The following is a 14,943-nucleotide window of genomic DNA, read 5'->3' as shown; positions in this document are numbered from 1 at the left end:
GTATTTTTAGTAATTTACGTATTCTAAGATCTCTAACCCGTATCCTATCATACCCACTCGTTTTTGTTGGATGCTATTAGATATCAATCGTAATTTATGAATATTTAAATCATGTAAGATTTGTGCTCCAATTCCAAAATCTTTGGAATCCATAGCCATTTTTGGTGCTTTTACCACCTCATCACCATTTTGAGCTTCGTTTAAAGCTTTTAACCTATTTAACAGGTTAAAAGATTGACTTTCTTGATTAATAAAGACAACTGCCCCTTTTCCTTCTTTATTAATAGTGGTAAACATCGCATCTAAACGCTCATCCGCATTGTTTGTTAAAGTTCCGAGAATATCGTTGTTAAATAAAGTGGAATTTATTCTTGTTAATACAGGTTCGTTATCAGCCCAACTCCCTTTTGTTAATGCAATATGAATTTGACTGTTGGTTGTTTGCTTATAAGCTCTTAATCGATATTTCCCGAAACGTGTTACAATATCAAAATCTTCTTTCTTTTCGATAAGAGAATCGTGTTGCATGCGATATGCTACTAAATCCTCTATTGAAACTAGTTTAAGGTCATATTTTTTTGCTACTTCCACCAATTGAGGAAGACGTGCCATACTACCATCTTCATTCATGATTTCTACAATTACTCCTGCTGGTTTTAAACCTGCTAGTCTTGCAAAATCAATCGCTGCTTCTGTATGACCTGTTCTTCTAAGTACTCCTCCTTCTTTTGCTTTCAAAGGAAAAATATGTCCAGGACGTGCTAACTCGTGAGACTTAGTATTTGAATCAATTAATGACTGAATGGTCTTAGCACGATCGCTTGCGGAAATACCTGTAGTAACACCATTCCCTTTAAGATCCACAGAAATTGTGAAAGCTGTTTCCATAGGATCGGTATTATTATCCACCATCATATTCAGCTTCAAATCCTTACAACGTTGTTCTGTTATTGGAGCACAAATTAATCCTCTACCATGTGTAGCCATAAAATTGATCATTTCGGGCGTAACTTTTTCAGCTGCAGCTAGAAAATCTCCTTCATTTTCTCTGTCCTCATCATCTACTACAATAATCACCTTTCCTTGGCGAATATCATCAATAGCTTCTTGGATGGTATTTAGCTTAACCTTATTTTTTGTGTCCGTAATTTGTGACATATGAATCCGATTCTTTATTAAAAAGCAAAGGTACTTTATATAATTCTTAAATGGAAAGTATCAATGAATTATCTGACGCTATCGAGGTCTCGATTCGATCTTTTTAGATATACAAAATATGCTAATGGAAATAAAACTATTCCAACTACCAGAAAGAGTATTAAAGATGGTTGCTTTAGGAAACCTTTTAATCCAGAATAAAAACTTTTAAGGTTTATGTACGCTTTTATATGAAATACAATGTAGGTGATAGCTCCTAGTATATTAAAAGTTAGTAACATCAATTTACTATCCCCAGCTCCTTTTGAAATTAAAGTAATAATGATATTTATAAGTACTAGGAAGATAAACATTGTCAATGCTATGGAAGAGTTTTCTTTAAAATCCTTTCGAGATTTTTCTACAGCAATCATTGTATTGTTATCGATAATTACATCCAACTGTTTATCGGATACATCATTAACGCTCTTCACTTTTTCTGACTTACTACTAATTTTAGCAAAGAAATCACGAATAGGCTGCATCACAATATCAAAACTTACAAATCCTCTATCTCTTGTAGCTCTATAGGTAAGGAAGATACTCAAAGGAAAAATTATAAAAGTAGACAACCAAGAACCCACAAATGGTGGAATTCCTCCTTCTTCTGCTCCGTTCTTTGCAAATATCCCGATAAAATGATATGAAAGAAATAATACTACTCCAATAACAATAGGAAGTCCTAAACCTCCTTTTCTAATAATCGCTCCAAGCGGTGCACCTACAAAAAACAATAGTACACAAGAAATTCCTAATGCATATTTGTCGTGTAATGACATCTCATACTTATTAAGAGCTCTTTTCTTTACTTCTACAGCTCTCTTAGCTGTTTGGATTCTTCTAATTGCTCCATCTACATTAGAAAAAGCAAGATTATATATTTGTGATTTTTGTTTTATACTAAATCGTTCTTCAATTAAATCTAGTGTATCCTTTGTAGCTTTTTTTAAGGTATCTATTTTTAAGTTTCGATTCAAATCTTTAAACCCATTTCTTCTATTCACATCATCATCAGCAGATTTATACTCGGTATTAACCTGTATTGATAATGTGTCGATTTCGTTTCTAAGACCGTTTACGTTAAGCATATTATACCCCTTGCTATATTGTTGGGCATCCATATCAACATTATCCAAAGATGATAAATCTATATTTAGAACATATTGCTCAAAATGTGTTTTTGCAAAAGGTAATTTCTTTCTTTGCTTTGGAGAATTTTGCTGAATTTCATCATAGTAATTACCATCATTAAGAACCAACGTAATTAAATCCGAATCTATACTACCTTTTAATTCACCATCAGTAGCCTTAATCACCGTAAAGTTTCCAACTCTAGCAGCTTTTTTATGGATAATCACATCTTTTAAAAACTGATCATTGTCTCCATATTTTTCTGAGACTCGAATATTAATATCTCCCAAATCATTAAATTGATTGGGAGTAATTACCATAGCGGGTTTGACCTTAACTATATTCTTCCGAAGATTTACAAATTTTCTCTCTGAACTAGGAATCACAGTATTTGAAAACAAAAATGCTCCAATACCAACAAAAAATATAAATACAGATAATGTTCTCATGGCTCTTTGCAAAGATATCCCCGATGATTTCATCGCTGCAAACTCGTAGTTCTCTGCAAAATTACCAAAGATCATAATAGAAGTAAGCAAAATGGTAAGTGGCAAAACCATAGGAATTAACCTAGGTGTTGCGTAGGTTAAAAACTTAATAATTACCGAAAAATCTAAATCTTTCCCTGCTAATTCTGATATAAATAACCAGATCGTTTGCAACAAAAGAATAAACATAATAATGATAAAGAGCGGAAAAAAAGTCTTTAAAAAAGTTGTAAGAATATATCTGTCTAATATTTTCACCTATTCGTATATATAAAATATAATCCCGAATAACTTCGGGATGTTTATGATTTACTAATAATGCCTAAATATATAATTAATCTAAACGATTGATGTAATAATTAGCATACTTTGATTCATCAAAAACAAATAACGTACTCGACAACGGTTGATTTGTCTTAAAACTATTTACTGTGATTGTAATATTAGTACCATTATTTTGCATTAAAATCAATTTATAGATATGCTTTGTTTGTTTATCTATTCCTAATAATATCTCTTTAAGATCACTATTAGTATCTATTGGATTTAATTTCACAAACTGAATTTTCCTTCCTTGTACATTTTGTACAATATCCATTTTTGAAGTATATCCATCTTCATAAAACGTTAGCATTTTAGAAGGTGTAACACTAGCTTCATCTTCTGGACTTTGTGAAGAAATATTAATTTCTTCATCTTCAGGAATAATGATGTGCAATTTATTTCCATCATACATTTGCTCTGTACCCATAAGATTCAATAAATACTTCTCTCCTAATAAAGTAACATCTCCTCTAGTTTCTTGAGATACATTTTCTGCAGGATTATTTAAGGCATACTTAAATCCAATCACAATATTATCATAGCTTTTTACTTTTGCCGACACTTCATCCAAAAGCTTTTTAGCATCTTGAGCGTGTGCAGTGGCTATAAAAAGTGTTGCTATTGCTAAAAAAAATATTCTTCGTATCATTCTGTAATCTTTGTGTAGTTTAAATTTAAATCATTACTGAGTTTTACTCAGCGTCTAATAATTGTTTTAGAGCGACCAAATCCGTAACTAAAACTTGTCTCGCTTTACTTCCTTCGAATGGTCCAACAATCCCAGCAGCTTCTAATTGATCAATCAATCTTCCTGCTCTATTATATCCTAATTTTAATTTTCTTTGTAATAAAGACGCCGAACCTTGTTGTGCTGTGACAATAACTTCTGCAGCTTCATTAAAAAGCTTATCGCGATCTTTTACATCTATATCAAGACTTGTGCCACTTTCTTCTCCAGAATACTCTGGCAATATATGTGCTTCAGGATATGCTTTTTGACTACCAATATACTCGGTAATGCGTTCCACTTCTGGTGTATCTACAAAGGCACACTGTATCCTAACCAAATCATTACCTTGCGTATATAACATATCTCCTCTACCAATTAATTGATCTGCTCCTCCTGTATCTAAAATTGTTCTAGAATCAATTTTTGAGGTAACTCTAAATGCAATTCGAGCTGGGAAATTAGCTTTAATCATACCAGTAATCACATTTACCGATGGTCGTTGTGTAGCGATGATCAAATGTATTCCAATTGCTCTGGCTAATTGTGCTAATCTGGCAATTGGTGTCTCTACTTCTTTTCCTGCAGTCATGATAAGATCTGCGAACTCATCCACAACCAAAACAATGTAAGGCAGAAACTTATGTCCATTTTCTGGATTTAGTTTTCTTGCTTTAAATTTTGCATTATACTCCTTAATATTACGAACCATTGCATTTTTTAGCAAGTCATATCGAGCATCCATTTCAATACACAAAGAATTAAGTGTATTAATTACTTTATTATTATCGGTGATGATAGCTTCTTCCGCATCTGGCAGTTTAGCTAAATAGTGTCTTTCTATTTTATTAAATAAAGTAAGTTCTACTTTTTTAGGATCCACCAAAACAAACTTTACTTCTGCAGGATGTTTTTTATAAAGTAAGGAAGTTAAAATAGCATTTAGTCCAACGGATTTTCCTTGTCCTGTAGCTCCTGCCATTAATAAGTGGGGCATTTTTGCCAAATCAACAACAAAAGTCTCATTTGAAATTGTTTTCCCCAACGATAATGGTAATTCCATTTCTGCTCCTTGAAACTTAGAAGAACCTATCGCCGACCTCATAGAGACAATGGTAGATTTTTTATTAGGTACTTCTATACCAATCGTTCCTTTTCCAGGTATTGGTGCAATAATTCGAATTCCTAAAGCTGCTAACGAAAGTGCTATATCATCCTCTAAATTTTTGATTTTAGAAATACGAATACCGGCCTCTGGTACAATTTCATATAGTGTTACCGTAGGTCCTACAGTAGCCTTGATCTGAGCTATTTCTATTTTGTAGTTCTTAAGGGTCTCTACAATACGATTCTTATTTTCTTCTAATTCTCCCTGGTCTATAGTAATACCTCCATTCTGCACAGAATAATCTTTTAGTAATTCTATAGTTGGGAATTTAAAATTTCCCAGCTCTAACTTTGGATCAAACTCTCCAAAGTCTTTAACCAGCTTAGCACTAAGATTTTCTACCTCTTCCTCTTCTACCACAGCCTCTACTTCCATGGCAATATCTTCTGGATTATCTTCAGATTTTATGATTAATTTCTCTGGAATTTCATCTGACTGATTTTCAGGATTTCCGTAAAATTCATTTACCGTTGTTCTACTAGATGTATTCGTTTTATCTAAGATCTGAGTTGATTGAGTTGTATTTGTATTCGCTAAAGGTTTCTCTATCGATAAATCTTGCGTCTCGCCAATTGATAATTCCTTTTTTTCTTCATCTACTGGTTTTTCTGCTGTCTTTACTTTTTTTGCTCCATTCAATTTTTTAGCTGCCTGATAATCTTTTGTGATTTCACTTTGAGTTTTCTTTAAAGAAGCTGATATCTTTTCTGGCGTGTATCGTAAACGAACTACAATGTATACTATAGCAAAAAACGCTAGTACCAATACAGTTCCAATAAAGCCAATATAGTCCTGCATAAAATCATTTACTTCATAACCTATAACTCCAGCAAATAGACCACTTTCTTTTTGTACAAAGCCAAAAACTACAGATATCCAAAGCATTACCAAAGTTCCCCAAAACCAGAACCCTGCTAGTTTTTTCCTGTTTAAATCAAAAAATAAGTAAACTCCTGTTAGGGAAATTAAAACAGGTAATATTAAGGCTGATATTCCAAAACCTCTAAAAATAAAAAAGTCACTAACCTTTGCTCCAGAAATACTAAGCCAATTTTTTGCTGATGCCGTTCTGTCAGGAAATTGAGAAATTTCACTCTGGTCTATTTTCCAATTGAAGAAAAATGAAATAAAAGAAAAGAATAATGCAATACCTAAAAAGAACAAAAAACTTCCCAAAATAACCTTTTGTTGCCTAGACAAAGTAAGTCTTTCTTTTAGAGGAGTTTTAGTTTTTTTAGTGGTTTTTCTTTTTGTTGTTGCCTTTTTTTTTGCCATTTTTCGGATATGTTATCGCAAAAATACGAATATCTATATTGGAACGTAAAAATGGAAAAAAAATTTTCTATAACAAGTAAGGTATATAGATGACACCTCCTATAATTACTGCTGTAATCGCCGCTATAAAAACAGCTCCAGCCGCGATATCCTTAATAAAACCTATTTTATTATGAAAATCTGGATGAATAAAATCTGCGATTGCTTCTACTGTGGTATTTAATCCTTCAATACTCATAACCAATCCAATCGCAAAAGTTTGTAATATCCATTCGGTCGCGGTGATATTCATATAAAAACCTAAGGCTGTCATAATAATTGCTATGACAGCCTGTACCTGAATACTTGGTTCTGTTTTAATCAAAATCAATGCACCTTTTAGTGCATATCCACATCCTCGTATTCTGCCAAGTATAAACTTTGAGAAATTACTCATATAATGATTATGCCAATTTTTTTAGAGCATTTTCGTAATTAGGCTCTTGAGCAATCTCTGGAACTTGTTCTGTATACACCACAGTACCTTTTTCATCAAGCACTATAACCGCTCTAGAGTGCAATCCTTGTAAAGGTCCATCAACGATTTCTAAACCATAATCTTTACCAAATTTACCTTCTCTAAAATCAGATTGATTGATGACTCCTTCCAATCCTTCTGCTCCACAAAATCTTTTTTGTGCAAAAGGTAAATCTTTGGAAATACACAGTACTTTAGTATTCTCTAATTGACTAGCTTGTTGATTAAATTGTCTTACCGATGTAGCACATACATCTGTGTCTATCGAAGGAAAAACATTAAGTACTACCCTAGATCCTTCATAATCTGATAATTTTGCTACTGATAAATCAGTATTTACCAATGCGAAATCTGGAGCTTTTTCTCCTACTTTTGGAAGTTCACCACTGGTGTGTATCTCGTTTCCTCCTAATGTGATTGTAGCCATTTTTTATGTGTTTTTAACTTTAGATTTAAGCCGATTTATTTCTACTTCAAGTTTACACATTAACCAAGAAATAAAAAAATTTTTAGGGTTTTAAAGAGGATAAATGTTTTTAAAATAAACAAACCTTAATCGTCATGAGAAAAATATTATGTTAACCTTCACATTATTATTGGTTACTTATTTCTCAGATGTTCAAATTCCTAAACAAAATGTATTTTAAATCTTTCAAAAATTAAAAAAGGAAACTTAAAATTCATTAAGAATTAGGCATAAGTAATATCAAATTAAAATCTGTAAAAAAGTATTTTATAAAAAAGCCGAAACAATATTGTTTCGGCTTTTTTATAAAATATAATCGCTTGAGCACATATGATTAGGAATATTTTAAGTATCGATAGATCCCATAACTCGTTGCATAAAACCATTTAGAGCTTCCTTTTTTGGAGTACCTTCTTTAACCATTTTATTGACTTCAATGGCACCATACATATTAGAAATAAGCTCTCCTATTACATCTAGCTCCTCATCCTTTAAGGAAGGAACTTCTGTAAGTGCTTCCAAAGTTTCTATTGCTTCCACAACAAAATCCTCATCATTCTCCTCTATAAAAGACGTTAAATGTTTAATTATTGGTAACTTCATTTACTAAATCTTTTAAAACTTCAAACTTATTTGTCTGTACCTGATTCACAAAATCTCCATTTTTAAAAGTAGCAAACGTTGGCAGGTTATCTACCGTGGCCATTTTTCTGGATTCTGGATTTTTTTCTGCATCAACAATTACAAAAGTAGCATCTTCATTTTCAGAAGCTAATTTTTTAAATTTTGGCTTCATAATTCTACAATTACCGCACCATGTAGCAGAATACTGAACGATAACTTTATCATTAGCTTGTACTAATTCAGAAAGATTATCCGCTGTTAATTCTTGAATCATAATCTATTTTTTTCGTGTAAAACAGAAACTTCTCTTTACTACTTTTAGTATTTAGAGAAGTTTCTTCTAAAACTATTTTGATCTAAGTTCTTAGTGAGAAGCTAAATAAGAAGCTACTCCATCTCTATTTGCAGACATTGCTTCTTTACCTTCTTCCCAATTCGCAGGACATACTTCTCCGTTTTTCTGTACATGAGCATAAGCATCGATCAATCTTAAAAACTCTGCTACATTTCTTCCTACTGGCATATGGTTGATCCCTTCATGAAAAACAGTTCCTTCTTCATCAATTAAATATGTAGCTCTGTAGGTAACGTTATCTCCTTCTACAGTTACAACACCTGTTTCTTCATTGTACGTTTCATTAGTGATATCTAAAATTCCTAATGTACTCGCTAGGTTACGATTAGAATCTGCTAAAATAGGATATGTTACACCTTCTATACCTCCGTTGTCTTTAGAAGTGTTTAACCATGCAAAATGAACTTCAGGAGTATCACAAGAAGCACCAATTACAATTGTATTTCTTTTTTCAAATTCTACTAAAGCCTCCTGAAATGCGTGTAATTCCGTTGGACAAACAAAAGTAAAATCTTTAGGGTACCAGAATAAAAGTACCTTTTTGTTGTTATTTTTTGCCTCTTCCAATACGTTTAGTTTGAAAGTATCTCCCATTTCATTCATTGCGTCAACGTTAAGATCTGGGAATTTTTTACCTACAAATGCCATTTTTTTGTTAATTTAAAAAGTAATTAATTAATTTTTGAAGTGGCAAATATACGCTGCCTATACATATATAAAGGATACGATAATTAGATTTTTTTATATTCATATAGTTTTTTCTAATACACAAGTATCTTTCTAACAATACTTCAAAAATTCTTACAAAAAAACAAAATACCTTACATAAATTACGGATAAATTGTTCTTTTTATACGATGATTTGCACATTGTTAGATCTATTTTTGTATTTTCGCTGCATATAATTAGCCTCTAAACCAAAAAGTTGAAGAACTTTACAAAACATATAATCTATTTATTTTTTACTTGTATTTACATTGGCACAGTAGCACAATCATCTCTAGATAGAGATAGTATTCAAATCCATATAGAACAAGCAGAATTGTTCTTGGAAGAATTTAAGTATCAACAGGCTTTAGAAAAAGTACAGGTTGCTTTAAAAAGCGCTACCTACAATAACGATGATAGAAGTAGAGCAAAAATACGCTTTCTAATCGGAAAGATACATGAGCTAAATAGCCAGGATAGCGAAGCGATTACCAATTATATAACTGCTATAACCTATGCTTCTACTTCAAAAAGCAAAGAAGTACAGGCAAAAATAACTTATAATCTTGGAAAATTATATCTGAAGAATGATAACAAAGTACAGAATGGTATCAATCATCTTACAGAAAGTTCTAAAATAGCCAAAGAGATTAATGATACTACAAAAATTATTAAACCTTGGTTAACACTTGCAGAACACTATATTGATAATAGAGATTACCAAACGAGTGATAAATACCTAACAAAAGTAAGAGCATTAATAGGGTCCAATTTTGATTTAGCTCCAAGTCAAAAAATCAAATTAAGTAATTTGTTAGGAAAATATTTCCTAAGGGTACGCAGATATGAAAGAGCAGACGAACACATTGATAATGCTGTATCCTACGCTAGTAGTGAAATAAATAATATTGAAAATAACGAACTAGTAATTTCTAACTCTTATCAAGAACTTGCCACTGCATATTACACAAAACATAGAGTTTACAGGGCTAAAAAGGAATTTGAAAAAGCCATTCCGTACCTAGAAAAACATTACGAAAACCAAAAAAAATCCGAAGCAATTACCAGAAAAATAGAACTGATCAAAGCGGAGATTGAGTTCGATGTAAATCGAATGAAGGATAAGGTAAAAAAAGCTGATGAAAAGGATGCAAAAAACTATTCTAAAGAAATCAAATGGCAAATCATTACCATACTTGGAGTAGTACTAATATTAATTTCTCTAGCTTTCTTAATCAGTTCTTACAAAAACAATTTACAAAAGAAGAAGCTTAATTATGATCTTATAGAGAAAAATAAGGAGTTGGTGAACGCAAAAGAAACTGCAGAACAAGTTTCCACACTTAAATCTCAGTTTATCTCTACTGTAAGTCATGAACTAAGAACACCTCTTTATGGGGTTATTGGTCTTACTTCATTACTTATGGAAAACCCAGAAGAAAAGAAGAAAAATGAATATTTAGAATCTTTAAAATTTTCTGGGGATTATTTGCTTGCGCTGATTAATGATGTGCTTCAATTAAGTAAGATAGAAACTAATGAAGTAAAACTAGAAAAAGTTTCCTTTGATCTTAGGTCTTTAATAGAGGGAATTGTAAACTCCCTCCATTCAAAACAAAAAAACAATAACAATACTGTTCATATTGATATTGATAGAAACATTAAAACTACATTACTTGGTGATTCTGTAAGACTATCTCAGATATTGATAAATCTGATCGGTAACGCTTTAAAGTTCACTAATAATGGGAATATTTGGATCAAAGTAAAAAGCCAAGCATCTGAAGGAGATAATTACAATTTACGTTTTATCATTAAAGATGACGGTATTGGGATACCAAAAAGCAAGCAAGCTACTATTTTTGAAAACTTTGCTCAGGTAAAAAATGAGAATCAAGAATACGAAGGTACTGGTCTAGGACTAGCGATCGTGAAAAAGCTTATCCATCTGCATAAGAGTGAAATTTTTATTGATAGTGAAGAAGGTGTTGGCTCTGAATTTACGTTTGATTTAGTGTATGAAAAAGCTGTAAAAGAAAAAGACATCTCTTCTCAAACGGGAGAAAGTATCAGTATTGGAACTACCAATTTTAATATTCTTATCGTTGATGATAACAAAATCAATCAAATCGTCACTCAAAATATTCTTAAGAAAAAGGGGTATACTTGTGATCTGGCGAGCAATGGTATGAAAGCTATTGAGATGGTGAAAACAAATGCATTTGACTTAGTTCTTATGGACATAAACATGCCCGAAATGAATGGTTTAGATGCTACCACTGTTATAAGAACCTTTAATACTCATATCCCAATCATAGCACTTACAGCAGTTGAAGAAGGTGAGATTAGAGATCAAGCTTTATCAGTAGGTATGAATGATGTGATCATTAAACCTTACGATACTCAGCAATTCTTCCAAACAATCATGAAGAACATTTCCAAAGTAAAATACATCAATTAATTCTAGTTCTTTTCTTATTTATTAACTTATTCTGTTAAAGCTTATTCTCTTTAATCTTTTATATAGTATTTTTAGAGCTCAATTTAAGCTTAGAACACTAACATGAACTCAAAAGACACTGGTTTTAATACTATTTGCACCCATGTGGGCGAAATAGAAGATAAACAATTCAAAGGAGCGATTTCTCCTATTTACCTCTCTACATCTTACGCTTTTGAAGATGTAGATATTAAAAGATATCCACGCTATTTTAATACTCCAAATCAAGAAGCGCTTTGTAAAAAAATAGCAAAACTTGAAAAAGGTGAATCATCACTTATTTTCGGAAGCGGAATGGCAGCTATTAGTACTGCTTTACTTGCTTTTTTAAGCAAAGATGATCATATCGTATTACAAAGAACACTTTATGGAGGCACTGCTAATTTGGTTAATGAAGAATTTAGCAAATATGGTATTGAATACTCTTATGTCGATAGTCAGGACGTGACAGGGTTCGAAGAAAAAATCCAAGACAACACTAAAGTAATTTATATAGAAACTCCTTCTAACCCATTATTGACCATAACAGACATAAAAGCAATAGCAGCACTAGCAAAGGAAAAGGGTATTATTACGATGATAGACAATACCTTTGCTTCTCCTGTTAATCAAAACCCTATAGAATTAGGTATCGACATTGTAATTCATTCTGCTACAAAATATCTAGGAGGACATAGCGATATTCTTGCTGGAGCTGTAGTTTCTTCCGAAAAAAATATCGAACAAATTTTTCAGTTAGCTAAGAATCTTGGCGGAAGTTTAAGTGATTTTACGGTATGGATGTTAGAAAGAAGCATAAAGACTTTAGGACTTCGGGTGAGACAACAAAATAAAAATGCGAAAAAACTAGCCAAATGGTTAGAAAAACATGACGATATCCAAGCGGTATATTATCCTGGTTTAAAATCACATCCTGACTATGAAATAGCAAAAAGACAGATGAAAGGATTTGGTGGAATGCTATCATTTGAATTAAAAGAAGGATTAGATGCTAGTAAATTTCAGAAAGAACTAAAGCTTATAAAAAGTTCCATGAGTCTTGCTGGAGTAGAAAGTACCATACTCTCCCCTACACTAACTTCTCATGCTTTATTAACTGCAGAAGAAAGAAAGCACCAAGGAATAAATGATGGGTTGCTAAGGTTTAGTGTTGGTATTGAAGAAAAAGAAGATTTGATGATGGATATTGAACAAGCACTTCAAAAAATTAAAGTCTTAGAATTAGAACATTAATATGAAACTAGACATACTAGCTATTGGAGCGCATCCTGATGATGTAGAACTAAGTTGCTCAGGAACCCTTGCCAAAGAAATTGATCATGGTAAAAAAGTAGGTATTCTAGATCTTACACGTGGAGAACTCGGAACTCGAGGAACTCCAGAAACTAGAGATCAAGAAGCAAAGGATGCTGCAGAAATTCTAGGAGTAACTGTTCGAGAAAATCTAGGGTTTAGAGATGGTTTTTTTAAAAATGATGAAGCACATCAACTTGCTATTATCCAAATCATACGTAAATACCAACCAGAAATAGTGCTTTGTAATGCTATTGATGATCGTCATATAGATCATGGTAAAGGAAGCAAATTAGTTAGTGATTCGTGCTTTTTATCAGGATTACGCAAAATAGAAACATCTTTAGAAGGAACGAAGCAAGATGCTTGGAGACCTAAAAAAGTATATCACTATATCCAATGGAAAATATTGGAACCAGATTTTGTAGTAGATATCACTGGATATTTAGATAAAAAAATGGAAAGTGTAATGGCCTATAAAACTCAGTTTTATGATGCAGATAGCAAAGCGCCTTCTACTCCAATTTCTAGTAGGAATTTTATGGAAAGTATTCGCTATAGAGCTGCTGATTTAGGTAGAATCATCGGAGTAGATCATGCAGAAGGTTATACTGTAGAACGCTATGCCGCAGTAGATTCCATATTTGACCTTATATAATTTCATTTTTTTCTTTGCAGAAACAAAGAAATACCTTATTTTTGCAGCCGAAATTAAATGGTGGTTGTAGCTCAGTTGGTTAGAGCGCCTGATTGTGGTTCAGGAGGTCGTCGGTTCGAGACCGATCTTCCACCCTTTTAAAAAGAAAGACTCCGTAACTACTACGGAGTCTTTTTCGTTTTATATTACATATCGCAAGACTTAGCTTTTCCTGATTCTATTCTTTGCCAATACCATCAACAATTAATCTTTCTTCTTTATTAGCAATCTCCCAGGCTGTATAAAAAATTAGTTTAGCCCGTTTTGTCATCAGATCGTATTCTATTTTGTCTGCCGTATCCGTTGGCTCGTGATAATCCTCATGAACACCATTAAAATAAAAGATGATAGGAATATTATTCTTTGCAAAATTATAATGATCACTTCGGTAATAAAATCTATTCGGATCATCCTTAGCGTTGTAGGTATAGTCTAGGTCTAATTGAGTAAACTCCTTATTTATCTCTTCACTTAAATTATGCAACTCTGTACTCAACCTATCACTACCTATTAAATAGATATAATTATTCTTTTCTGGACTCTTATGATTTTCATCAATTCGACCAATCATATCGATATTAAGATTAGCAACAGTCTTTTCTAGTGGAAAAACTGGATTCTCGGTATAATAGCTAGATCCGTACAACCCTTTTTCCTCTCCTGTTACGTGCAAGAATAATATAGTTCTTTTAGGACCATGACCATCCTTTACTGCTTTCGCAAAAGCCTGAGCTATTTCCAAAATACTTACAGTACCTGATCCATCGTCATCAGCTCCATTATATATATTTCCATTAGAATCGACCCCTACATGATCATAATGTGCAGAAATTACTACTATTTCATCAGGCTTTTCAGTTCCTTTTATATACGCTAAAACATTTTCAGATGATTTAATTCTTCCTCTAAAATAACTTTCATCTATTTCCTGGAAATAATCTTCTCCTCCAAGTGGAGAAGGAATTCCCATTCTCATATACTGCTTTTTTAAATACTCTGCCGCCCTCTTTTGCCCAGGTTCTCCTGTATCTCTACCTTCAAATTCATCCCCTGCAAATTTGTATAAATACTTCTGAAGTTCATCTGAAGTTATTGTCTCTGCATACGATATGATATCTGCTTTTTTGTTATTACCAGGCTTGTTAGATGATTTTTGTGAGCTTCCACAGGAATATAAAAATACTAAGCCTAAAATAACGATTAAAATACTTCTCATTTATTTCTTTTTATAACACTATGCAATATACAGATTTAGCAGCAGATGATTTTATCAATGTTTTCATAAAAAAAACCTTCAAAATTTATTTAAAAAAACTTTTATAGATTTAAAAAAGGTTGTTATATTTGCACCCGCATTCAGGGAATACCTGATGAGACTAAACACTGGAGAAATGGCAGAGTGGTCGAATGCGGCAGTCTTGAAAACTGTTGAGGGTCACACCTCCGGGGGTTCGAATCCCTCTTTCTCCGCAA

At 32.5% G+C, this 14,943-nt stretch carries 13 protein-coding genes and 2 tRNA genes; 5 read left to right on the top strand and 10 right to left on the bottom strand.

What is annotated here, in order from left to right:
• Positions 1 to 6 precede the first annotated feature (6 nt).
• The 9 genes from ribB to Q1A73_RS00510 form a co-directional block, all read right to left on the bottom strand.
• Entirely contained in the window at positions 7 to 1,158 is a 1,152-nt protein-coding gene (ribB, locus tag Q1A73_RS00550; RefSeq protein WP_299600325.1) for a 3,4-dihydroxy-2-butanone-4-phosphate synthase, read from the bottom strand.
• Between the two features lie 68 nt (positions 1,159 to 1,226).
• Positions 1,227 to 3,074, bottom strand: coding sequence for an LptF/LptG family permease (locus tag Q1A73_RS00545; RefSeq protein WP_366141405.1), 1,848 nt, complete (start codon positions 3,072 to 3,074; stop codon positions 1,227 to 1,229).
• 76 nt (positions 3,075 to 3,150) lie between these two features.
• Positions 3,151 to 3,789, bottom strand: a complete 639-nt coding sequence (locus tag Q1A73_RS00540; RefSeq protein WP_299600323.1) for an outer membrane lipoprotein carrier protein LolA — start codon at positions 3,787 to 3,789, stop codon at positions 3,151 to 3,153.
• Positions 3,790 to 3,832: 43 nt separating this feature from the next.
• Positions 3,833 to 6,310 carry a DNA translocase FtsK gene (locus Q1A73_RS00535; protein WP_299600321.1) on the bottom strand — a complete coding sequence of 826 codons (2,478 nt, stop codon included), beginning with the start codon at positions 6,308 to 6,310 and terminating at the stop codon, positions 3,833 to 3,835.
• 67 nt (positions 6,311 to 6,377) lie between these two features.
• Positions 6,378 to 6,746, bottom strand: a complete 369-nt coding sequence (locus tag Q1A73_RS00530) for a diacylglycerol kinase family protein (protein WP_299600319.1) — start codon at positions 6,744 to 6,746, stop codon at positions 6,378 to 6,380.
• Between the two features lie 7 nt (positions 6,747 to 6,753).
• Positions 6,754 to 7,254, bottom strand: coding sequence for a thiol peroxidase (gene tpx / locus Q1A73_RS00525; protein ID WP_299600316.1), 501 nt, complete (start codon positions 7,252 to 7,254; stop codon positions 6,754 to 6,756).
• A 384-nt stretch (positions 7,255 to 7,638) separates the two neighbouring features.
• On the bottom strand, positions 7,639 to 7,896 hold the full coding sequence (locus tag Q1A73_RS00520) for a hypothetical protein (protein WP_299600312.1): 258 nt from the start codon (positions 7,894 to 7,896) through the stop codon (positions 7,639 to 7,641).
• On the bottom strand, positions 7,877 to 8,191 hold the full coding sequence (locus tag Q1A73_RS00515) for a thioredoxin family protein (protein WP_299600308.1): 315 nt from the start codon (positions 8,189 to 8,191) through the stop codon (positions 7,877 to 7,879). Before Q1A73_RS00515 ends, Q1A73_RS00520 begins: the two co-directional genes overlap by 20 nt.
• 90 nt (positions 8,192 to 8,281) lie before the next feature.
• Positions 8,282 to 8,920: a peroxiredoxin gene (locus Q1A73_RS00510; protein ID WP_299600304.1), complete on the bottom strand. Its 639-nt coding sequence runs from the start codon at positions 8,918 to 8,920 to the stop codon at positions 8,282 to 8,284.
• A gap of 277 nt (positions 8,921 to 9,197) precedes the next feature.
• Between Q1A73_RS00510 and Q1A73_RS00505 the strand changes: the two genes are divergently transcribed.
• The 4 genes from Q1A73_RS00505 to Q1A73_RS00490 all read left to right on the top strand — a co-directional run bounded on the left by Q1A73_RS00505 (position 9,198) and on the right by Q1A73_RS00490 (position 13,566).
• Positions 9,198 to 11,441 carry a response regulator gene (locus tag Q1A73_RS00505; protein ID WP_299600301.1) on the top strand — a complete coding sequence of 748 codons (2,244 nt, stop codon included), beginning with the start codon at positions 9,198 to 9,200 and terminating at the stop codon, positions 11,439 to 11,441.
• Positions 11,442 to 11,543: 102 nt separating this feature from the next.
• The gene (locus tag Q1A73_RS00500; protein ID WP_299600298.1) at positions 11,544 to 12,713 is read left to right on the top strand and encodes a PLP-dependent aspartate aminotransferase family protein; all 1,170 of its coding nucleotides are present in this window, start codon (positions 11,544 to 11,546) and stop codon (positions 12,711 to 12,713) included.
• A gap of 1 nt (position 12,714) precedes the next feature.
• Complete coding sequence (bshB1, locus tag Q1A73_RS00495; protein ID WP_299600296.1) at positions 12,715 to 13,431, top strand: bacillithiol biosynthesis deacetylase BshB1; 717 nt, start codon at positions 12,715 to 12,717, stop codon at positions 13,429 to 13,431.
• A 59-nt stretch (positions 13,432 to 13,490) separates the two neighbouring features.
• Positions 13,491 to 13,566: transfer RNA gene (locus tag Q1A73_RS00490), tRNA-His, on the top strand.
• A gap of 82 nt (positions 13,567 to 13,648) precedes the next feature.
• Here the strand turns inward: Q1A73_RS00490 and Q1A73_RS00485 are convergent.
• Positions 13,649 to 14,686: a M28 family metallopeptidase gene (locus tag Q1A73_RS00485; protein WP_299600293.1), complete on the bottom strand. Its 1,038-nt coding sequence runs from the start codon at positions 14,684 to 14,686 to the stop codon at positions 13,649 to 13,651.
• Between the two features lie 169 nt (positions 14,687 to 14,855).
• On the opposite strand from Q1A73_RS00485, the gene Q1A73_RS00480 reads away from it, so the two are divergent.
• Positions 14,856 to 14,940, top strand: a tRNA-Ser gene (locus Q1A73_RS00480).
• Positions 14,941 to 14,943 lie beyond the last annotated feature (3 nt).

The organism is uncultured Aquimarina sp. (assembly GCF_947492115.1).
In the GTDB taxonomy this organism is placed as follows: domain Bacteria; phylum Bacteroidota; class Bacteroidia; order Flavobacteriales; family Flavobacteriaceae; genus Aquimarina.
The sequence above is the reverse complement of the archived record's forward strand: the minus strand, read 5'-3'. Positions and strand labels throughout refer to the sequence as shown.

Excerpts from the sequence above, each read along its gene's own strand:
- bshB1 (WP_299600296.1), top strand. The coding sequence starts at position 12,715 with ATGAAACTAGACATACTAGCTATTGGAGCGCATCCTGATGATGTAGAA.
- tpx (WP_299600316.1), bottom strand. The coding sequence starts at position 7,254 with ATGGCTACAATCACATTAGGAGGAAACGAGATACACACCAGTGGTGAA.
- ribB (WP_299600325.1), bottom strand. The coding sequence starts at position 1,158 with ATGTCACAAATTACGGACACAAAAAATAAGGTTAAGCTAAATACCATC.
- Q1A73_RS00485 (WP_299600293.1), bottom strand. The coding sequence starts at position 14,686 with ATGAGAAGTATTTTAATCGTTATTTTAGGCTTAGTATTTTTATATTCC.
- Q1A73_RS00510 (WP_299600304.1), bottom strand. The coding sequence starts at position 8,920 with ATGGCATTTGTAGGTAAAAAATTCCCAGATCTTAACGTTGACGCAATG.
- Q1A73_RS00530 (WP_299600319.1), bottom strand. The coding sequence starts at position 6,746 with ATGAGTAATTTCTCAAAGTTTATACTTGGCAGAATACGAGGATGTGGA.
- Q1A73_RS00535 (WP_299600321.1), bottom strand. The coding sequence starts at position 6,310 with ATGGCAAAAAAAAAGGCAACAACAAAAAGAAAAACCACTAAAAAAACT.
- Q1A73_RS00520 (WP_299600312.1), bottom strand. The coding sequence starts at position 7,896 with ATGAAGTTACCAATAATTAAACATTTAACGTCTTTTATAGAGGAGAAT.
- Q1A73_RS00500 (WP_299600298.1), top strand. The coding sequence starts at position 11,544 with ATGAACTCAAAAGACACTGGTTTTAATACTATTTGCACCCATGTGGGC.
- Q1A73_RS00540 (WP_299600323.1), bottom strand. The coding sequence starts at position 3,789 with ATGATACGAAGAATATTTTTTTTAGCAATAGCAACACTTTTTATAGCC.
- Q1A73_RS00515 (WP_299600308.1), bottom strand. The coding sequence starts at position 8,191 with ATGATTCAAGAATTAACAGCGGATAATCTTTCTGAATTAGTACAAGCT.